The 20,679-nt window shown below is 37.0% G+C and carries 16 protein-coding genes; 11 read left to right on the forward strand and 5 right to left on the reverse strand.

Features of this window, described 5'->3' with window-relative positions; translation table 11 throughout:
* The first annotated feature begins 15 nt into the window (after positions 1-15).
* The 3 genes from guaA (at position 16) to R2Q77_RS17760 (ending at position 4,067) form a co-directional block, all read left to right on the forward strand.
* A complete protein-coding gene (gene guaA / locus R2Q77_RS17750; RefSeq protein ID WP_316805069.1) occupies positions 16-1,545 on the forward strand; it encodes a glutamine-hydrolyzing GMP synthase in 1,530 nt (509 codons plus the stop codon).
* A gap of 111 nt (positions 1,546-1,656) precedes the next feature.
* A complete protein-coding gene (locus tag R2Q77_RS17755) occupies positions 1,657-2,868 on the forward strand; it encodes an ABC transporter substrate-binding protein (protein WP_316805070.1) in 1,212 nt (403 codons plus the stop codon).
* 38 nt (positions 2,869-2,906) lie between these two features.
* Positions 2,907-4,067, forward strand: a complete 1,161-nt coding sequence (locus R2Q77_RS17760) for an RsmB/NOP family class I SAM-dependent RNA methyltransferase (protein WP_316805071.1) — start codon at positions 2,907-2,909, stop codon at positions 4,065-4,067.
* A gap of 235 nt (positions 4,068-4,302) precedes the next feature.
* Here R2Q77_RS17760 and R2Q77_RS17765 read toward each other — a convergent pair whose 3' ends face one another.
* The 3 genes from R2Q77_RS17765 to R2Q77_RS17775 form a co-directional block, all read right to left on the reverse strand.
* On the reverse strand, positions 4,303-4,869 hold the full coding sequence (locus tag R2Q77_RS17765) for a MarC family protein (protein ID WP_131535757.1): 567 nt from the start codon (positions 4,867-4,869) through the stop codon (positions 4,303-4,305).
* Between the two features lie 112 nt (positions 4,870-4,981).
* On the reverse strand, positions 4,982-6,667 hold the full coding sequence (locus tag R2Q77_RS17770) for an amino acid permease (RefSeq protein ID WP_316805072.1): 1,686 nt from the start codon (positions 6,665-6,667) through the stop codon (positions 4,982-4,984).
* A 141-nt stretch (positions 6,668-6,808) separates the two neighbouring features.
* Positions 6,809-9,055: a sodium-translocating pyrophosphatase gene (locus R2Q77_RS17775; RefSeq protein WP_316805073.1), complete on the reverse strand. Its 2,247-nt coding sequence runs from the start codon at positions 9,053-9,055 to the stop codon at positions 6,809-6,811.
* 254 nt (positions 9,056-9,309) lie between these two features.
* On the opposite strand from R2Q77_RS17775, the gene R2Q77_RS17780 reads away from it, so the two are divergent.
* The 5 genes from R2Q77_RS17780 (at position 9,310) to R2Q77_RS17800 (ending at position 15,483) form a co-directional block, all read left to right on the forward strand.
* On the forward strand, positions 9,310-10,752 hold the full coding sequence (locus R2Q77_RS17780; RefSeq protein ID WP_316805074.1) for an APC family permease: 1,443 nt from the start codon (positions 9,310-9,312) through the stop codon (positions 10,750-10,752).
* A gap of 368 nt (positions 10,753-11,120) precedes the next feature.
* Positions 11,121-12,068, forward strand: a complete 948-nt coding sequence (locus R2Q77_RS17785) for a TIGR01212 family radical SAM protein (protein WP_316805075.1) — start codon at positions 11,121-11,123, stop codon at positions 12,066-12,068.
* A 325-nt stretch (positions 12,069-12,393) separates the two neighbouring features.
* A complete protein-coding gene (locus tag R2Q77_RS17790) occupies positions 12,394-13,782 on the forward strand; it encodes an ammonium transporter (RefSeq protein ID WP_316805076.1) in 1,389 nt (462 codons plus the stop codon).
* A 25-nt stretch (positions 13,783-13,807) separates the two neighbouring features.
* The gene (locus tag R2Q77_RS17795; protein ID WP_316805077.1) at positions 13,808-14,815 is read left to right on the forward strand and encodes an outer membrane beta-barrel protein; all 1,008 of its coding nucleotides are present in this window, start codon (positions 13,808-13,810) and stop codon (positions 14,813-14,815) included.
* An 89-nt stretch (positions 14,816-14,904) separates the two neighbouring features.
* Positions 14,905-15,483 (forward strand): DUF4468 domain-containing protein, encoded by a 579-nt coding sequence (locus R2Q77_RS17800; RefSeq protein WP_316805078.1) that lies wholly within the window; start codon positions 14,905-14,907, stop codon positions 15,481-15,483.
* A 50-nt stretch (positions 15,484-15,533) separates the two neighbouring features.
* On the opposite strand, the gene R2Q77_RS17805 is transcribed toward R2Q77_RS17800, so the two are convergent.
* Positions 15,534-16,001: an SRPBCC family protein gene (locus R2Q77_RS17805; protein WP_316805079.1), complete on the reverse strand. Its 468-nt coding sequence runs from the start codon at positions 15,999-16,001 to the stop codon at positions 15,534-15,536.
* A gap of 134 nt (positions 16,002-16,135) precedes the next feature.
* Here R2Q77_RS17805 and R2Q77_RS17810 point away from each other — a divergent pair, with 134 nt between their 5' ends.
* Positions 16,136-18,394, forward strand: coding sequence for a family 20 glycosylhydrolase (locus R2Q77_RS17810; protein ID WP_316805080.1), 2,259 nt, complete (start codon positions 16,136-16,138; stop codon positions 18,392-18,394).
* Here R2Q77_RS17810 and R2Q77_RS17815 read toward each other — a convergent pair.
* Positions 18,391-18,864, reverse strand: coding sequence for a ribonuclease H-like YkuK family protein (locus R2Q77_RS17815; protein ID WP_316805081.1), 474 nt, complete (start codon positions 18,862-18,864; stop codon positions 18,391-18,393). The two genes, R2Q77_RS17810 and R2Q77_RS17815, sit on opposite strands and share 4 nt — an antisense overlap.
* Before the next feature lie 218 nt (positions 18,865-19,082).
* Here R2Q77_RS17815 and R2Q77_RS17820 point away from each other — a divergent pair, with 218 nt between their 5' ends.
* Both R2Q77_RS17820 and R2Q77_RS17825 read left to right on the forward strand, forming a co-directional pair.
* Positions 19,083-19,301 (forward strand): hypothetical protein, encoded by a 219-nt coding sequence (locus R2Q77_RS17820; protein ID WP_316805082.1) that lies wholly within the window; start codon positions 19,083-19,085, stop codon positions 19,299-19,301.
* Between the two features lie 48 nt (positions 19,302-19,349).
* Positions 19,350-20,654 carry a DEAD/DEAH box helicase gene (locus R2Q77_RS17825; protein ID WP_316805083.1) on the forward strand — a complete coding sequence of 435 codons (1,305 nt, stop codon included), beginning with the start codon at positions 19,350-19,352 and terminating at the stop codon, positions 20,652-20,654.
* The last annotated feature ends 25 nt before the right edge of the window (positions 20,655-20,679 follow it).

The following is a 20,679-nucleotide window of genomic DNA, read 5'->3' on the forward strand; positions in this document are numbered from 1 at the left end:
ATCCTATCTTTGCCCATGCAAGAAAAAATCATTATCGTCGATTTTGGTTCGCAATTTACACAACTCATTGCCCGTAGGGTACGCGAACTAAATATTTACTGTGAAATTTATCCTTTTAACAACCTTCCTGAGTTTTCAGGAGATGTAAAAGGGGTTATCTTTTCAGGAAGCCCTTATTCTGTTCGCCAGGATGATGCTCCTCAAATCGACTTAGCTAAATATCATTTAAAATATCCATTATTGGCCGTTTGCTACGGTGCACAATATATAGCACAACAATCGGGTGGCGATGTTCAGCCCTCATCAACCCGCGAATATGGCCGTGCTAACCTGAGCTTTGTAGATCAGGAAAATAAATTATTTAAGGGCATTAATATCGATTCTCAGGTTTGGATGAGCCATGGTGATACCATTACCCAGGTACCAGAAAACTTTGAATTAATTGCAAGTACAGATAGTGTAAGGGTAGCCGCTTACCACATTAAAAATTCTGATACTTATGCCATTCAGTTTCACCCTGAAGTTACCCATAGCATCGATGGCAAAGTTCTTTTAGAAAACTTCCTTGTTGATATTTGTGGCTGCAGTCAGGATTGGACTTCAGCTTCTTTTATCGAAACAACAGTTGCTGATTTAAAAGAGAAAATAGGCAATGATAAAGTGGTCTTAGGTTTATCAGGTGGTGTAGACAGTAGCGTGGCTGCGGTTTTACTTCACAAAGCAATTGGTGAAAACCTACATTGCATTTTTGTAGATAACGGTTTACTGCGTAAAGATGAATATAGCCAGGTGCTTGAGCAATACAAACATATGGGCTTAAACATCAAAGGAATTGATGCCAAAGATCGTTTTTTAAGCCAGCTTGCAGGATTAAAAGATCCTGAATTAAAGCGAAAAGCGATTGGACGCGTTTTTATTGAGGTTTTTGATGATGCAGCACATGAAGTTACCGGCGTAAACTGGTTAGGACAAGGTACCATTTACCCGGATGTGATTGAATCTATTTCTGTAAACGGCCCGTCTGCAACCATTAAATCTCACCATAATGTAGGTGGTTTACCTGATTTTATGAAGTTAAAAGTGGTTGAACCATTAAAAACTTTGTTTAAAGATGAGGTAAGAAGAGTAGGTAAAGCTTTAGGTATCGATGATGTAATTTTAGGTCGTCATCCTTTCCCTGGTCCTGGTTTGGCCATTCGTATTTTAGGAGATGTTACTGCAGAGAAAGTGGATATTTTGCAGCAAGCGGACGCAATTTACATCAATGAGTTAAAATCAGCAGGATTATACGACAGGGTTTGGCAGGCTGGAGCAATCTTTTTACCTGTTCAATCTGTAGGCGTAATGGGCGATGAACGTACTTACGAAAATGTAATTTGCCTCAGAGCGGTAGAATCAGTTGATGGAATGACCGCTGACTGGTGCCATTTACCTTATGAAGTTCTTGCCAAAATCTCCAATGAGATTATCAATAAAGTAAAAGGTATTAACAGAGTAGTTTACGACATTAGCTCTAAACCGCCTGCAACCATAGAGTGGGAATAAATTATGGCCCGGAGCTATAGTTTGAAGTTGAAAAACTTCATCACGAATAAAATATAAGATTATGCTGGCAGAGTTAAACCTTTGCCGGCATATTTTGTTAAAACAATAGTTATGAATTTTAAAAGTAGATACAGTCTTTTTGTTTTATTTGCACTTTTGCTTGCGGCCTGTTCGCCAAAAATCAGGACCCCTAAAAAGGACGATTCAAAAGCAAAAGAGAAGGAAAAAACACCTGAGAAAAAGTCGGTTAAAAAGTTTTCTCAAGCTAATATTTCTCTATTGGTACCTTTTAAACTTAATGAATTTAACCTAAAAACGGCCACTAAAGCTGATGTTGAGAAATATGCTATGCCGATTGATTTTTACCAGGGCTTTAAACTTGGTTTAGATTCGGCAGCAGCCGGTGGGCAGAATTTTAAGCTTAATGTTTTTGATACAGAAGATGATAATACACATATATCTTCTTTGTATAAAAATGAAAGATTTAAACAAAGTAATTTAATTATTGGTCCTGTTTTCCCTGAAGGCCTTAAGCACATTAAAAATTATACGCTTGAAAACAAAATGTTGGTTGTGTCGCCATTGGCCGCTACAAACCCGGTCGAATTTAGTAACCCAAATTTAATTTCAATTGTAAATAATATCGATTTACACGCGCAAAAAATAGCTGCCTATATATCAAAAACCTATAATCCTGAAAACACAATTGTAGTTCTTATAAATCCGAAAAAAACGGAAGATGAACAATTAGCAGCTCCGATAAGAAGTTATTTCCAAAGCAATGCCAAATTTATATTTCAGGAATATGCTTCTGCTTTTACGTTCGAAACCAAAATGATAAAGGGAAAGCAATACGTTGTGATTCTAACCTCCTCTGACAAAGCCTTTGTGCAACCAACCCTGGATAAGCTGTATAAATTAAAGAACCTTCCTTCGGGTGGTTACTCCATTAACTTATTCGGGCACCCTAATTGGGTTAAACAAAATTATACTGTAGATAAATTACAGGCCTTAAATACAATTATAAGTTCCTCCTATAAAATTGATTATAAAAATGCAGCTGTGGTTACTTTCATTAAAAAATATCGCAGCAGATATGGTTTTGAGCCAGGCGAATATGCTTTTAAAGGCTTTGATATTGGCTATTACTTTGGTCGTTTGCTAACCAACTATGGCGAAGACTATCAGGATTATATTGTGAAAGATAAATATAAAGGTCTTCACAATAGCTTTTCTTTTATTCATGATGAAAATTTGGGTTATATTAACACCAGTTTAATGTTATTGCGTTACAAAAACTTTGCGCTTAATATAGTAGAGTAAATTAACAACATATTTAAAAATCATTTCTTCTATTTTATATGAGAGCAGGGCATCAGTTAAGAGCATTTGAACAAATTTTGCAACAATATGATGGTACTTTGCCATTACACCGGTTTTTACCTGGTTATTTCAAGCAGCATAAGCAAATGGGTTCATCAGATCGGCGATGGGCTACCCGGCATATTTATAGTTTCTATCGTTTAGGTAAAGCATTACCTGTACTAAGCAATGAGGAAAGACTGAGCATTGCTGATTTTCTATGCCATGAAACTCTGAGTTTAATTGTTGAAGAAAATCTGCCTGCTTTAGTTCAGCACATTACTGATCCGGTTGAAGAAAAGATTCGTCTGATTTCTGAAAAATATCCTGATTTTAACTTGGAAGATGTTTTCCCTTTCAATGGTCACCTGTCCGAAGGTTTAGATAAATCTGGCTTTTATTCTTCTTTCTTTAAGCAGCCCGATTTATTTATCAGAGTTGCTGCGCAAGATGCTAAAGCAGTTGTAGCACAATTAAATGATAGCGAGATTAAAGTAAAGCAGGTAACGGATACGGCATTATCTCTACCCAACGGTACTAAACTGGAAGGGGTATTAAAGGAAGGAAGTTATCAGGTACAGGATTTATCATCGCAGCATACCGGCAATTATTTTATGCCAAATAAATGGGATAAATGGTGGGATTGCTGTGCGGCTTCTGGTGGTAAAACGCTGCTTTTGCACAGTTTAGAGCCCGTTGTTGATTTATTGGTTACTGATTTACGCGAAAGTGTATTGAATAATCTCGATGAACGTTTTAGGTTGGCTGGCATAAAAAAATACCATAAAAAAGAATTAGACCTTTTGCAAAATAACGATCAGATTTTGCATCACTATCAATTTGATGGAATTATACTGGATGCACCTTGTACGGGCGGTGGTACATGGGGTAGGACCCCTGAAATGCTCACCTTTTTTGAAGAACGAAAAATTAAACAGTTTGCATCAATGCAAAAGGCAATTGTGCAAAATGTAGTGAAGTATTTAAAGCCGGGCAAACCGCTGATCTATATTACCTGTTCTGCTTTTGCGGCCGAAAACGAAGAGGTTGTTCAGCACATGCTGGAAACAATGCCCTTACAACTCGAAAAAATGGAACTGATAAAAGGTTACGAAAATAATGCTGATACCATGTTTGTTGCCAGGTTAATTAAAACCTAAGCATGATGAAACCATGATTTAAATTTCTTTTTCAGAAACTTTACGGTTTCGATCAAAACGGCAATAGCGCCAATAATAAGGGTATATTCTTCAAAGCTGTTCATTTTTGTGTTTTTAGCTTTATGTTTAGATCAATATACGCTTTTTTTGTTACAACAAACTCAAATTTTGTCAGGCGAACGTACAATTTAGAAAGTGTTTAGCGTAAGGTTCTCTTTGAAGGATTAAAAGGAAATTAAAGTCCTGTATTGTTTCTGAATAGCTTAATGGCAATAGCTAATAGAATAACACCAAAAGCTTTGCGCAGTACATTTAAACCAGACTTTCCGAATAACTTCTCCAGTCGGTTGGTGTTCTTTAAAACGAAATATACAAATAACATATTAAGTAAAATACCGACTAAAATATTTTGGGTATCGTATTCAGTTTTTAAAGAAAGCAGCGTTGTCATAGTGCCTGCACCGGCAATTAAAGGGAATGCCAGTGGAACAATAGAAACGGTTTCCGGTGCTTCTTCCTTGAATATGGTTAGGCCCAAAACCATTTCCATGGCAATAAAGAAAATTACAAATGAACCTGCTATGGCAAAAGACTCAACATCGAGGCCAATAACTTTGAGTAACGACTCTCCGACAAATAAAAATAAAATCATTAAGCCGGTGGCCACTAAAGCCGCCTTTTCCGATTCGATATGCCCAGCTTTTCTTCTCAGTTCAATTACAACCGGAATGGCACCCAGTATATCAATAATGGCAAATAAAACCATTGTGGTAGAGAGAATCTGACTGAAATTGAACTTCATAGCAATAAAGATTTATACAAAGGTAGAGCAATTAAATTCTTACCAAAATTATTGGAGCAAAAAAAAGCCCCTCCGTATTTGAGGGGCTCTGATATTTAATATAAGATAAGAATTATTTAGGCTGAATAGATTTTAAATTCGCCATTCTATATCCATAAACAAGTAAATGAACAACCGCAAATGCTAAAGAGAAATAGTAAATACCTAAATCGGCACCACCTGTAGTGTGGTGATGGATTATAGCGACTATAATTAACAGAACGGCTAAAACAAGACCAACAATAGATACAATTTTGTTGCTGTGTCTTAAAGTTTCAACTTTATTGTCGGATAGAAGACTGCTTTTAATTCCGTAGAATAAATAAACGTTAATACCAACAATCATCCAAACCAATAAACGTACCCAGGTATCAAGTGGTAAAAATACCATCATACCTAAACAAGTTAATACACCTAAAATAGGAATAAGTGGTACTAAAGGTGTTTTAAATGCCCTTGGAATTTCAGGGTTTCTGTATCTTAAAACAACCACACCTATACAAACCAGAATAAAGGCAAATAAAGTTCCGATACTGGTCATTTCGCCTACTACACGGGCAGGAACAAAAGCTGCGAATAAACTCACAAATACCATAAACAATAAATTGCTTTTTGCTGGTGTGCTGAACTTAGGATGTACACTTGAAAATACTTTAGGTAATAAACCATCCTTACTCATCGAGAAGAATACACGGGATTGACCCATTAGCATAACTAAGATTACGGATGCATAACCACCCAAAATAGCTAAGATAATTGCTTTGTTTAACCATGGATAAGCAGGCACAAGTGATCCGTCTGCAGCTACAGTTCCCATTTTGTTAATGGCTACAGCTACCGGTGCAATACCATCCTGACCTTTAAAATCAGTATAGTTAGCAACACCTGTCATTACGTGAGCAAATAAAATGTAAAGAATAGTACAGATAAATAACGAAACCAAGATACCGATAGGCATATCTTTTTTTGGATTTTTAGCTTCCTGTGCAGCCGTAGAAACGGCATCGAAACCAATGTAAGCAAAGAATACAATACCGGCGGCACGTACAATACCCGACATGCCATACTCACCAAAATTACCAGTGTTAGCGGGGATATAAGGTGTGTAGTTAGCTGTATTGATAAAATGCCAGCCTAAAGCAATGAATATAATTACAATAACCACTTTAATGGCTACGATAATACCATTAATGGTTGCAGATTCTTTGGTTCCTTTGATTAAAATTAACGACATTAACACCACGATGAAAACAGCAGGTAAATTAAACATACCCGAAACGGTAGTTCCATCTGCCATGGTTTCTGCATCAAAAGGCGACATCGCAATTTGCGCGGGCAGATGTATATTAAAGTAATCTAAAAACTTGACTAAATACCGGCTCCAGCTAATGGCAACGGTTGCAGCGCCAACAGCATATTCAAGTACCAGATCCCATCCTATAATCCAGGCAACAAATTCGCCTAAAGTAGCATAAGAATAGGTATAGGCACTACCTGCAACAGGAATCATGGATGCAAATTCTGCATAGCACAAACCTGCAAAGGCACAACCTATTGCTGCAACAATAAATGAGATGGTGATGGCAGGACCTGCATTATTCGCTGCAGCTCCTCCGGTAATGGAAAATAGGCCGGCTCCAATAATAGCACCAATACCCAGTGCAACAAGATTAACAGGCCCCAGGGTACGTTTTAGTGTTCCTTCGCCGGTCGCGTTAGATTCCTGTATAAGCAAGTCGATCGACTTTCTAAAATTCATAGTTTAAAGTTTAAGTGTTTCGATAGTTTTTGGTTAATGTAATAATAAATTAAGCCGTAAACCTAAATAAAAATTACTGAAAAATAAAAGGGATTTTGGTTAAAAATCCCTTTTATAACGATTATATCTGTGTTTTTACAGTTATTTTTTAATTGTATCAGTTGTATTCTTTAAAGTGTCGGTAATAATAATGCCTGAACCATCGGTTTTTTTGGTAATTCTGATTTCCTTTACAACTTCTGTCTTATGTTCGCCGGTTACAGCCTTAACTGCAATGTAAGGGGCAATAACTAATGAAACTATAGACATTAATTTGATTAAAATATTCATTGAAGGACCAGAAGTATCTTTAAAAGGATCTCCAACGGTATCACCTGTTACAGAAGCTTTATGTGGTTCTGATTTTTTATAGAACATTTCTCCATTGATCATCACACCTTGTTCAAAAGATTTTTTGGCGTTATCCCAGGCGCCACCTGCATTACTCTGAAAAATACCCATTAATACACCTGTTACAGTAACACCAGCAAGTAGCCCGCCCAAAACCTCAGGCCCGAAAGTAAATCCAATAATAATAGGTGTAATTAAAGCAATAGCACCTGGCATCATCATTTCGCGGATAGATGCTTTGGTTGAAATGGCTACACATTTTTCGTATTCGGGTTTAGCTTTGTATTCCATTATGCCCGGAATTTCACGAAACTGCCTGCGAACTTCCTGTACCATATCCATAGCGGCTTTACCAACTGCCTGGATGCATAGTGCCGAAAATATAAACGGAATCATACCGCCAACAAATAAACCTGCCAAAACAGGTGCCTTGTAAATGTCAATTGCCGTAATACCGGCTATGCCAACAAAAGCTGCAAATAATGCCAAAGAAGTTAAGGCTGCAGAAGCAATTGCAAAACCTTTTCCGGTTGCGGCAGTCGTATTGCCCACCGCATCTAAATTATCTGTACGTTCACGTACTTCGGGCGGTAACTGACTCATTTCGGCTATACCACCAGCGTTATCGGCAATAGGACCAAAAGCATCAATAGCCAGTTGCATGGCCGTTGTAGCCATCATTCCGGCGGCTGCAATAGCTACTCCATATAATCCTGCAAAGTGGTATGAAGCCATAATTCCGCCAGCTAACACTAAAATAGGAATCACCGTAGATTTCATTCCAACTGATAAGCCTGCTATAATATTAGTAGCATGCCCGGTAGAAGATTGTTGTATAATAGAATTTACAGGCCCTTTTCCCATGGCTGTAAAATATTCAGTAACAACACTCATAATGGTACCAACCACTAAACCAACAATAATTGCATAAAATACATTCATGCTGGTAAACTCGTAGCCACGAAGGTTTAACGTTTCGGGCAGCATCCATTTAACAATAAAAAATGAAGCTACGGCAGTAATAATTATGGATGACCAGTTACCTAAGTTTAAAGCATTCTGAACATTTGATTTCTCATCTTTAATGGTTACAAACCAGGTGCCTATAATTGAAAATATAATTCCTAAACCACAAATAACCATGGGTAAAAGAATAGGAGACATGCCCCCAAATTTATCGGTCACTGTAATTTCTTGTCCTAAAACCATTGTTGCCAATATCGTTGCTACATAAGATCCGAATAAATCGGCACCCATTCCGGCCACATCACCCACGTTATCGCCTACATTATCTGCAATGGTTGCAGGGTTTCTAACATCATCTTCAGGAATTCCCGCTTCTACTTTCCCCACTAAATCAGCACCAACATCGGCAGCTTTGGTGTAAATACCGCCGCCCACACGGGCAAATAAAGCAATGGATTCTGCACCTAAAGAAAAGCCTGTTAATACTTCAATAGCAGTTCTCATTTCTACGCTATTGGCATTGGTAACATGGAAAATTTGTAAAAAAACAATAAATAAACCGCCTAAACCTAAAACGGCAAGTCCGGCAACACCCAGGCCCATAACGGTACCACCAGTAAAAGATACTTTTAATGCTTGTTTTAAACTGGTTCTGGCTGCTTGTGTGGTTCTAACATTAGCCTTTGTTGCTGATTTCATTCCGATATATCCTGCGGTTGCAGAAAATACAGCCCCAATAATAAAAGAAATTGAAATAATCCAGCTCGAATGCATCGGAACACCCTTAATTTCGGTTATAGTTCCTGAATAGGCGAGTAAAGCAGCGGTAAAAACTGCAAAAATGCTTAATACACGCCACTCAGCTTTTAAAAATGCCATAGCACCATCGGCTATGTAGCCTGCCAGCTCTTGCATGTTTTTGTCGCCTGCATCTTGTTTGCTAACCCAGGCGCTTTTAATCATCATAACTATAATTCCGACAAGGCCCAGCGCCGGAATACAGTAAAGTAAATTGTTTTGTAAAAAATCCATAGTTAATAATTGGTTTATATTTGGTTATTTGTTTTTCTGGTGGTTAATTGTTTAAACGGATTAATCGGTAAATGTCAATCGAAAACTTCCAGCTGAAAACTGTTATATCCAGCAAGTTAATAAAATATTTTTCTTGTCATTAAAATTTTAACAACAGAGTAGAATAAAATTTTGTCTGACTAAAATAATACAGATGAACAGCAGTGTAATTTCTTTTTTTTAGATATTTTAGTCCCAAACTAAACAAACAAAAAATGAAAATTCAAAACGAAGAAGGGGTTTCTAAAAGGAAATTAACCCTTTTTGATGCTACAATGCTGGTAATGGGCTCGATGATTGGGAGCGGTATCTTCATTGTAAGCGCCGATATTATGAGAAACCTGGGTTCTGGCTATTGGTTAATTGTTGTTTGGATTATAACCGGAGTAATGACCGTTGCGGCTGCAATTTCTTATGGCGAACTTTCTTCAATGTTTCCTAAAGCAGGTGGGCAATACACTTACTTGAAAGAGATTTTCGGTAAAATGATGGGTTTTCTTTATGGTTGGGGATTGTTCACTGTAATTCAAACGGGTACCATTGCTGCTGTTGCGGTTGCTTTTGGTAAATTTACAGCCTATTTAATACCGGCCTTAAATGATGCTGCTCCAATTTTTCAAAGTGGCAGTTATAAAGTTACCTGGATACAGATTGTGGCAATTGGTGTTATTTTACTGCTAACTTATATTAATACAAAGGGTGTTGAAAGTGGTAAGATTTTGCAGAATATTTTTACCGGATCTAAAATTATAGCATTAATTGGTTTAATTGTTTTAGGTTTTCTTTTGGTTAAAAATAGTTTTTGGGGCGATAATATGAGTTTGGGATGGAGCGCTTTCAGTAATCTCAAAACAGATTCTGGCGGTAATCTACTCAAATCAGGATGGGAGTCCATTTCAGGAATGACAATAGTTGGTGGAATTGCAGCCGCAATGGTTGGTTCGGTATTTTCAAGTGTAGCCTGGGAAAACGTAACTTTTGTTTCCGGAGAAATCGAAAATCCAAGAAAAAATGTAGTGCGTTCGATGGTTTTGGGTACCACAGCAGTAATGATTCTTTATTTATTGGTTAATTTTATCTACCTCAATACCTTAAACAGGGATAGTATTGCTTTTGCATTAAATGATCGGGTAGCGGTTGTAGCCTCAGAACAAATTTTTGGTAGTGGAGTAGGTACGATTGTAATTGCGGTGTTGGTGATGATTTCTACTTTTGGATGCGTTAATGGAATTGTGTTGGCTGGTGCAAGGGTTTTTCAAAGCATGGCACAAGATGGGATGTTTTTTAAAGCAGCACTCAAAAACAATAAAAACGGAGTTCCTGAAAAATCACTTTGGATGCAGGGAATTTGGGCTTCTGTTTTATGTTTAAGCGGGCAATATGGTAATCTTTTAGATATGATCTCTTTTGTGATCGTTCTCTTTTATATGATTACCGTTTTTGGCGTAATTTATTTAAGATTTAAAAAACCTGATTTAGAAAGACCTTACAAAACATGGTTGTATCCAATTACACCAATTATTTACTTATTAATAGGAGCAGCCTTTTGTATTTTACTTTTGGTGTATAAACAGCAATATACCTGGCCTGGACTTTTAATCGTTTTGCTGGGGCTTCCCGTTTATTTCTTTATTAACAGAAAAGAAAAACAAGCATAGTCTTAATACTGCACTCGGCTGAAGCCAACGATAATGACATAATATATAAGGAGCAGATTTATTTGCTCCTTATATATTATAGAGGTTTACATTGGTCAAAACCAACAGGTTTCTGTATTTAGGGGTTGTGTTTTGTTTGTTGGACCGCAGATAGAAGCCTGATTGGTGCCACCCAAACCCGACCATAGCGAGATGCCGATTCTTCATCGGCAGAAGCGGGGGCGGGGCTATACCGACCTAAATGCTACTGCAATTGCTTTCCAAATAATTAAAAGGAAGTTTTGCTGCAGATTGCTGAATTATTAGGTTTTTGTAATCTTGACAGTTGATACTCATATCTTAATAGTAATTGCGTATTTTTGCAGCAAATGGGAACACAGGTAGATTTAGGTATAAAAGGGTATAAAAATTATGGCACGCATTTGCGCGAAAAATATAACGGGCAACGTGTATTTAAAGTAATTGTGGATGGGGGTTTTACTTGTCCAAACCGTGATGGGAGTAAAGGGTACGGAGGTTGTACCTATTGTAATGTAGATTCTTTTACGCCGGAGCCATCCAGGAAAAACCCAAGTATTAAAGATCAGCTTGCCGAAGGCATGTCAAGAGCTAAAAAATCTTACAGGGCAGATAAATTTATTGTTTATTTCCAGCCAAATACCAATACCTATGCACCTGTACATTATTTAAAGATGATGTATGATGAAGCCCTGTCTATCAATACAGAAGAAATAGTGGGTTTTGCGGTAGGTACGCGCCCTGATTGCATTGATGCAGAAAAGGTTGCGCTTTTAGAAAGTTATACCGACAGGTTTGATGTGGATTTGGAAATGGGTATGGAATCTATTTACGATGAAACCCTTGAGCAAATTAACAGAGGTTGTAGCCATGGCGAATTTGTTGAGGCAGTTAAATTACTGGAAAATAGTAAATTAGATTTGTGTGTACATACTATATTTGGTTTTCCGTGGGAAACTAAAGAAATGATGCTGGGTTATATTCATGAAATTAACCGTTTTCCCCAAATCAAATTCGTGAAATTTCATCACTTACATATTGTAGAAGGTTCAATTATGGGGGTTAAATATAAAAAGAACCCTTTTCATTTATTTTCCCTGGAAGAATATACCGATTTACTTTGTGAGTTAATTCCGTTATTACGTCCCGATATTGTAATTCAGCGGTTGTTTGGCATTTCAGACTGGGATTTATTAATTGCGCCAAACTGGGGCTTAAATAAATCGGCAATTCAAACCTATATAGATAAGGAAATCGAAAAAAGAGGAGTTGTGCAAGGTTCGTCCTATATTATGTAGTAAAGACACTGAAATTTATACTTTAATCCTAAAAACCCATGAATTATCATGGGTTTTTCTGTTTATTTTGATTTTTCATTCATTTTTTTGGTTGTTTTTTATCTTTTATCGTTTTATTATTAATAATAAAGATGGTTTTTGCTTGTTTTAAATTTATTTAATTGTATTTTTTACTTGTTTTAATTGTTTTTTTATTAAAAAAATAGGTTTTTGTTTATAATTATTTGATTTAGTAGTGTATAAATTACAATAAGTCGTATTTTTATGAAAATAATTAATGAATTTTCAGTTATTTAATCGATATAAACAAATTAACCTAAAAACTATGAGTAAATTTTCACTAAAACAGTATGCTCCATTTGCGATCCTCATGATCTTCGCTATTCTGGCATTATTTGTTCCATTGCTTCCTAATTTTGATGAAGGGAAATATAGCGCACCTGATATTGCTTTTGTATTGATCTCTGCCGCATTGGTTTTTTTGATGACACCTGGCCTGGCCTTTTTCTACGGTGGTATGGTTCATCGTAAAAATGTATTGTCGACCATGATTAAAAGCGTTGTAGCAGCTGGCGTAATTACGGTATTATGGACAGTGGTTGGTTTTAGTCTTGCCTTTGGTGATACAATTGGAGGCTTTATTGGAAATCCTAAAACCTATTTGTTTTTTCAAGGTGTTAATTCGGGTCCAGCCTGGGGTACTATTCCCTTGTCATTATTTGCCGTGTTTCAATTAATGTTTGCCATTATTACACCAGGCTTAGTGGTTGGTGCTGTTGCCGAACGGATTAAGTTTACTTCGTACATTTTGTTCATTGTATTGTTTGCCATATTTGTGTATTCTCCTTTAGCACACTGGACATGGTCTGCAAATGGTTTCTTATTAAAAATGGGTGTGTTAGATTTTGCTGGTGGTACAGTTGTACACATTTCGGCCGGTATGGCAGCATTAGCCGGTGCTATGGTACTTAAACGCAGAAAATCTCATATGGAGCATAAAGAAGTTCCACCTGCAAACATTCCTTACGTATTAATTGGAACAGGATTATTATGGTTTGGTTGGTTTGGGTTTAATGCAGGTTCGGCTTTGGGTGCAAATGCACTGGCTGTTTCAGCTTTTATTACCACGAATACAGCAGCAGGCGCGGCAGGTTTGTCCTGGATGTTTTTTGATGTGGCAAGAGGTAAAAAACCTTCGGTTTTAGGTTTTTGTATTGGTGCTGTGGTCGGTTTAGTTGCCATAACACCGGGAGCAGGATTTGTGAGTATACCTTCAAGCATATTTATTGGTGCAATTGGTGCGGTGGTTTCTAACTTAGTTGTGTCATGGAAAGAAAAAACAAGTTTAGATGATACATTAGATGTGTTTCCTTGTCATGGTGTTGGCGGTATCGTAGGGATGCTTTTAACCGGTGTTTTTGCAACAAAAACGGTTAATCCCCTGGGCGCTGATGGTTTGTTTTATGGTAATCCTTCCTTTTTCCTAACCCAACTAAAAGGTGCAGTCATTGTAATCATCTTTAGTTTTGTGGTTTCATTTTTAATTTTCAAATTAATTAACCTGGTACAACCAATCCGTGTAACTGCCGAAGAGGAAGAAGAAGGTTTAGATGCCAGTCAGCACAACGAAAAGTACACTCAAGGTACTTTGTTGGTCGAAGAAAAAGTAGCTTATATAGAAAAAAACAGCCCTTTACAAGAATCATTATTATAAACGATATCTAAACCTCCCCGCTCAAATGAAGAAATTTTTAACCGCTATGTTTAGCATAGCCAGCACTACGTGTGCCCTGGCCCAAGAGGCATCATCACCACTGGAAATTTCCGGTTCGGTTGATACTTATTATAAATATGACTTTGCCAAAAAGCCCAATATCGGAACTTACTTTGCATCAGATCATAATTCCATATCGCTTGGCATGCTTGATATAGCATTGAAGAAAAAAACAGGTAAAGCTTCTTTTGTGGGTGAGTTGTCTTTTGGCCCCAGAGGTCAGTACCAATCCATTCCAAATGGCGATGGCACTGATGATAATAACTTCCACATTCAAAACTTATATATTAATTATGAATTCACGGATAAATTTTCAATGACTGCCGGATATATGGGAACTTTTGTGGGCTACGAAGTGATTTCTCCGGTTGGAAATTTTAACTACTCAACTTCTTATTTGTTCGGTGCAGGTCCTTTCCAAAATGCCGGGATTAAGGCTACTTATAAATTTTCGGATCAGGTAAGTTTAATGGCTGGTTTATTTAACGACTGGAATTTATATAAAGCGACAAGGGGCGTTTCGAGTATCGGCGGACAGCTAACGGTTTCGCCTGTTGAAGGCTGGACTGCATACCTGAATGTGTTATCTGGCGCAGATCCTTATGGTTATGGTACGATTGAAGATTTGACCACTGCTTACCAGATGACCAAAGCATTTAAGCTGGGTCTAAATGCAGCAAATTATGATAAAAAAAGTAGCGATGAAGGTTATGCAGGCGTTGCATTATATCCGCAATATGCATTGAGTGATGCGGTTATCTTAGGTTTAAGAGGTGAATATTACAAAACCAAAGGTGCCGATAAAACAACTTATACAGGTTTAACTTTAACTGCTAATGTTAAATCGGGCGGACTAACTTTTATTCCAGAAGTAAGACTGGATCACAATGGAGATAAACCTTTTCAAAGTAAAAATGGCACTGCTGCACCAAACGCCTGTCAGTTTTCATTAGCGGCTGTTTACGCTTTTTAATATAAACTTTTTGCAACAGGCCGTTAGTAAATTTGCTGACGGCTTTTTGTTACATTCGTAATTCAGATACCTCAAACCCAAAAAGCCTAATGAAATACCTTTTATTTTCCATTTTAACCTGTACTTTTTTTTGTGTCTCTGCACAGCAAAAGCAATTTGCGCTTGATGATCGTGGAAAATATATCTATTATGAAGTAGTAGATGCGAAAAATTTGCTTAAGGATAGTTTGATGGAGCGTGCAGCTCTTTTCTTTGATAAACTTAATGCTAAAAATATAAAGCTGGAAAGCAAAACCGACACTTCAATATTTGCTTCAGGAAAGATGGTTATAGATAAAACACTTCTGGTGGCCAGTCATCCGAGTGGCGAAGTAAACTATAAATTTACCGTCGAAGTACGCAATGGAAAATATAGGTTTTGGTTAACTGATTTTGAATTTATTCCTTACCAACGCGATCGTTATGGCAATTATGTACCCGCAACACCAATAGCAACGCCTTTAGAAAAAACACCAGGCAAATTAAATGCTGCAGCCTGGAAAGATATTGTAAACAGTACTTATACTAAAACTATCAAATTAGGAGAAGAATTTAAAAAGGTTTTGGAAACCAGTTTAAAAGAAAAAACTAAGAAGAAAGCCGAAACAATTTCCACGAAAAACTGGTAATAAAATGCGAAAAGGGTAACGGTTTTTAATAATGTTTAAGAATAACATTATTAAAGTTTGCCAAATAGTTCTTCTACTTTTTTATACCTGAAATTAAATATCTCATTTATTTTTTTAGCCACTATCATATGGTTTGCAATCAATCCAATCGGGCCCCAGCCAATGCTGTAGTGTAAAATATCGTGCATTAAAACGCCGCCTTCAATGGTTTCGAAATGATGATTGTGGTGCCAAAATGCAAATGGACCAAAGCGTTGTTCATCAATAAAGTATTCTTTATCCTTAACATGTGTAATTTCAGTAACCCAGTTTAATTTGATTCCTAAAAGCGGCGAAACTTTATAGGTAATAATAAGCCCCGGATACATTTTAGCTTGCTCCATACCAGGAGAGGTTACCTCAAAGGTCATATCATCTGGCGTTATTTCGGACAGGTTTAACGGGGAAGAAAAGAAATCCCAGGTATGATTTAAATCAAGCGGTATTTTTTGTCTGAATTCTAATCTGTAAGTTTTCAAATTGCTTTTTATTGTTTAACACGATTAAACATGTTTTGTTGGTTAGAGAATGCGATTTTTAGAAAGATACACTTTTAGTATGTGCATTTGAAGACAAATATTTTATCTATTTTAGTTCCAAATACAACAACCAAATGAAAATTAAGCTATTTCTTCTTCTTTTCTGTCTTGGCGGAAGTTTCCCTGTTTTTGCTCAGTCTGAAATTAACCGTTATGCTATTGTTCCAGCGCCGGTAAAACTTAAACCTATAAAAGGATCGTTCCACTGGTTTAAAAATACAACAATTAAATTATCGGGCGATGCATCATTTGAACTTGTAAAAAAAGAATTGAGCACTGCTGCTGCAAATCTATCTGTTTCTGAACAAAGTAACCTCATTTTAATTGTTCAGGATAAAAATATTAAAGCTGATGAAGGTTATAGGTTATTGGTAAACCCAAATAAAATTACCATATCGGCTGCCAGTTTAGAAGGTGCTTTTTGGGCAGTTTCAACTTTAAAACAACTGGCAGGTGCATCTCTATACAACAAAAAAGCTGAAATTCCATGTGCTGAAATTGAAGATCACCCTAAGTTTAGCTGGCGGGGAGTTCATTTAGATGTAGCCCGTCATTTCTTCGATTTGGCAGAATTACGTTTAATGGTGGATAGGATGACTTTATATAAGTTTAATAAGCTGCATTTGCACCTTACTGATGATCAGGGGTGGAGAATAGAAATTAAGAAATATCCCGAATTAACTGAAAAGGGTGCCTGGAGAACTTTAAATAACCAGGATTCTGCTTGTTTGGAAATGGCTAAAACAAATACTGATTTTAACCTGCCGGAGAAAAACTTTAAAACAATTAACGGTAAGAAAATGTACGGTGGTTTTTACACCCAGAGCGAAATGAAGGACTTTATTCAATATGCACTTGACCGTGGTGTAGAGATAATACCAGAAATAGATATGCCCGGGCATATGATGGCGGCTTCAAAAATATTTCCGTGGTTAACGGCTTCCGGTACTGGTGGGCCTGGTAAAGATTTTTCTGAACCAATATGCCCCTGTAAAGAAACTACATTTGAATTTGCCGAAAATATATTTACAGAAGTTGCAGCTCTTTTTCCAAGCAGGTACATCCATTTAGGTGCAGATGAAGTTGAAAAAGACAGCTGGAAAACACTTCCAGCATGTGATGAACTGATGAAACGCGAAGGGCTTAAAAGTGTGGAAGAATTACAGAGTTATTTTGTACACAGGATGGAAAAATTTTTCATCAGTAAAGGTAAAAAGTTAATTGGTTGGGACGAGATGCTTGAGGGTGGAATGTCAGCCACGGCTACCATGATGTACTGGCGGGCCTGGGTGCCGGGCGCACCTAAAAAAGCAACCGAAAAAGGAAATGAGGTGATTATGCTGCCCGGCGAATTTTGCTATTTTGATGCCCCTCAGGATGCAGGATCGTTAAAAAAAGTGTATTCGTTTGATCCGTATAACTATAACCTAACGGATGCAGAAAAGAAGCTAATTTTAGGCGTTCAGGCTGCGGCCTGGTCAGAAAAAATTCCTTCTTTACGTAGGTTAGAGTATATGCTTTTTCCACGTTTGCTTGCCCTTTCTGAGGTTGCCTGGGCTGGAAATACGACCGGATGGGAAAATTTTTTGGAGCGTACAAACAACCAGTACAGCATGCTCGATGCCATGAATATAAATTATCGCATGCCTGATATAAATGGGTTTTCTCCTCAAAGTGTATTTGTAGATCAGGTATGGTTAAAATTAAGTAATCCCTTAAAAAGTACAGTTTTGCACTATACAACAGATGGATCTACCCCGGTAAAAAGTTCTAAAATTTACAGTGGCCCACTGCTGATTAATAAAGCGCAACAAATTAAAATAGCCGCTTTTAGGCCTAATGGGAATCCTGGCGAGGTATATGAAGTTAATTATAAAAAGCAATCTTATCAAAAAGGAATTGCGGCTACCGGCTTACAGGAAGGATTGAAATTTTCTTACTATCCAAAATACTATAAATCGGTTACAAAAATTAATGAAAGTGACAGGACTGATTCTGCCGTTACCGCAAAAATCGATATTCCGGTAAAAGATAAAGCGCCATCTTTTGGTACCCGGCACACAGGTTATTTTTATGCATCCAGGGAAGGAATTTATACTTTTTATTTAAAAGCCGATGATGGCAGCAACCTGTACATCAATCATCAACTGCTAATTGATAATGACGGTTTGCATAGCGCAATAGAAAAATCTGCCCAAATTGCTTTAGGCAAAGGATATCACCCTTTCGAACTTTTATTTATAGAAGGCGGAGGTGGTTATACGCTACAGCTTGAATATAGCCTTGGTGATGGGGAGCGCAAACCAGTTTCCGAATCAGATTTTTATCATTAATGCACCATTTTATCGGCACAGGTAGAGCTTGCAAAAGCTTCTGGTTTGGCTTTAAAAATAAAACCCATGCTTAAAATATAGCCCATCGCGTCATTTAAAGCTTTATTTGATTTAAATGACGGGTTGGTGTTTATATCTGCATGAACTTCTAAAGCAACATTATAAAGATCCAGTAAATCGCAAATAGAATAGGCAGTTTCAATGGATTTTTGCACTTCCATCAGCATACGTTCTTTTATGCCGACTTGTTGTGTACTTTTTTCCTGATGAATGTACATAAAGCCGCCATGATGTTCTCTAACCAATACAATAACGGTAGCAAAATCGGTAATGCTTCCTTTAACTTGAGAGTCTGTACCAATGCATACTTTTAATTTGTATCCGTTTTCTGTTTCTCTGATAATTGCTTTTTCAACTTCCTCAATAATTGAAGAGTGAATAATTTCGCCACTAAATTTTTTCCAGGTCATACACGATGTTTTTTTGAGGTTAACAAATGGTAATCAGGTTTTTATAAAAATAAGCGCAATAAATTAAATTCATGTTAATTAACCGTTGTTTATTTGCTAACATAAATCTAATTATCAACAAGTTAATGCTTTCAAATGGTATAATCTGATATTTTTTGCAACAATATTCACTTGGCAATCGTTATATTTAAACATTGTTTAACCAAATTACATCCATTATGAATATTGAGCTTATCCAGGAATGTCAATTACTACAACAAAGCAGAGCCAATAAATTTGCAGGGGAGCTAACCGAAAGGATTTTATCATCAGTTGATGCTGTAAATGAAAAAGTTACCTATTCTATTTCTCAAAGAGGTAAAATGTTAATGCTGTTAGATAAACGGTTAAATTTTACGGCACTCAGAAAATTAAGGAAAAGATTCTTTAAAGGCTAAATCTCTAAGCCGTCAGCTAATGGTATAAATGCTTATCTTTATGGCATAATGATAGAAAATGCCCTAAAAAGATTAAACATATCAGCACTTAACCAAATGCAACAGGCATCTGTTAAGTCAGCAAAAGCTGGTCATGATCTCGTACTTATTGCCCCAACAGGATCAGGTAAAACACTTGCTTTCCTTTTGCCTGTATTGGCAAATTTAAAAGCAGAGCAAAAAGGCGTTCAGGCATTAATTTTAGTGCCTTCGAGAGAACTTGCATTGCAAATTGAGCAGGTTTTTAAACAAATGGGTACGCCATTTAAAGCAAACTGTTGTTATGGCGGGCACGCCGTAAGGATAGAGAAAAATAATCTTGCCCATCCACCGGCGGTATTAATTGGTACGCCAGGCAGAATTGCCTACCATCTGGAGCATCAGAATTTTGATGAATCAACCATTGAAACTTTAGTTTTAGATGAGTTTGATAAAGCACTTGAGTTTGGTTTTGAAGCTGACATGTCGTACATCATTGGTGCTATGCTTTCGTTAAAGCAACGCATTCTTACTTCGGCAACTAAAATGGACGAAATCCCTGCTTTTGTTAAACTGGCTAAACAGGTAGAAATCGATTATTCGAAGGATGCCAAAGTTAAACCAGATTTAAAACTCAAAAAAGTAATGGCTCCGGCAGCCGATAAACTTGATGTTTTATTTAAATTATTAAGCAAAATAGGAAATAAAAATACTTTGGTATTTTGTAACCATAGGGAAACGGTAGACCGCATAAGCGACTTGCTTTTTGAACATGGGTTAGGGCACGATGTTTTTCATGGAGGTATGGAGCAGGACGACCGTGAAAAAGCATTGTTGAAATTCAGAAATGGCAGCCATAAAATATTAATTACAACCGATTTAGCTGCCCGCGGTTTGGATATTCCTGAGGTTGAGCACATTGTTCACTATCAGTTGCCTTATACAGAGGATGCTTATATTCATCGAAATGGCCGTACGGCGAGGATGAATGCTAAAGGAACAGCCTATGCTATTTTAACCCCGGAAGAATACTATAAATACCTGCCAGAAAAAATAGAGGAAGAAGTTTTAGCCAACCATTATAAATTACCTGAACAAAGTGATTGGCAAACTTTATATATTGCCCATGGTAAAAAAGATAAAATAAATAAAATTGATATTGTAGGTTTGTTTTTACAGAAAGGCGGTTTGCAAAAAGAAGAACTGGGCTTAATAGAAGTTAAAGACAGTACAAGTTTCGTCGCTGTAAAAAGAAATGTGGTTGATAAGCTGTTAAAAGCTTTGCAGGGCGAAAAGATTAAAGGGAAAAAATTAAAGCTGGAAGTTGCCCGGTAACCGGAAACGGTTAAAAATTTCCATA

Origin of the sequence: Pedobacter nototheniae, assembly GCF_032678625.1 — a bacterium.
GTDB classification, from domain to species: Bacteria; Bacteroidota; Bacteroidia; order Sphingobacteriales; family Sphingobacteriaceae; genus Pedobacter; species Pedobacter nototheniae_A.

Excerpts from the sequence above, each read along its gene's own strand:
- guaA (WP_316805069.1), top strand. The coding sequence starts at position 16 with ATGCAAGAAAAAATCATTATCGTCGATTTTGGTTCGCAATTTACACAA.
- R2Q77_RS17755 (WP_316805070.1), top strand. The coding sequence starts at position 1,657 with ATGAATTTTAAAAGTAGATACAGTCTTTTTGTTTTATTTGCACTTTTG.
- R2Q77_RS17760 (WP_316805071.1), top strand. The coding sequence starts at position 2,907 with ATGAGAGCAGGGCATCAGTTAAGAGCATTTGAACAAATTTTGCAACAA.
- R2Q77_RS17765 (WP_131535757.1), bottom strand. The coding sequence starts at position 4,869 with ATGAAGTTCAATTTCAGTCAGATTCTCTCTACCACAATGGTTTTATTT.
- R2Q77_RS17770 (WP_316805072.1), bottom strand. The coding sequence starts at position 6,667 with ATGAATTTTAGAAAGTCGATCGACTTGCTTATACAGGAATCTAACGCG.
- R2Q77_RS17775 (WP_316805073.1), bottom strand. The coding sequence starts at position 9,055 with ATGGATTTTTTACAAAACAATTTACTTTACTGTATTCCGGCGCTGGGC.
- R2Q77_RS17780 (WP_316805074.1), top strand. The coding sequence starts at position 9,310 with ATGAAAATTCAAAACGAAGAAGGGGTTTCTAAAAGGAAATTAACCCTT.
- R2Q77_RS17785 (WP_316805075.1), top strand. The coding sequence starts at position 11,121 with ATGGGAACACAGGTAGATTTAGGTATAAAAGGGTATAAAAATTATGGC.
- R2Q77_RS17790 (WP_316805076.1), top strand. The coding sequence starts at position 12,394 with ATGAGTAAATTTTCACTAAAACAGTATGCTCCATTTGCGATCCTCATG.
- R2Q77_RS17795 (WP_316805077.1), top strand. The coding sequence starts at position 13,808 with ATGAAGAAATTTTTAACCGCTATGTTTAGCATAGCCAGCACTACGTGT.
- R2Q77_RS17800 (WP_316805078.1), top strand. The coding sequence starts at position 14,905 with ATGAAATACCTTTTATTTTCCATTTTAACCTGTACTTTTTTTTGTGTC.
- R2Q77_RS17810 (WP_316805080.1), top strand. The coding sequence starts at position 16,136 with ATGAAAATTAAGCTATTTCTTCTTCTTTTCTGTCTTGGCGGAAGTTTC.
- R2Q77_RS17815 (WP_316805081.1), bottom strand. The coding sequence starts at position 18,864 with ATGACCTGGAAAAAATTTAGTGGCGAAATTATTCACTCTTCAATTATT.
- R2Q77_RS17820 (WP_316805082.1), top strand. The coding sequence starts at position 19,083 with ATGAATATTGAGCTTATCCAGGAATGTCAATTACTACAACAAAGCAGA.
- R2Q77_RS17825 (WP_316805083.1), top strand. The coding sequence starts at position 19,350 with ATGATAGAAAATGCCCTAAAAAGATTAAACATATCAGCACTTAACCAA.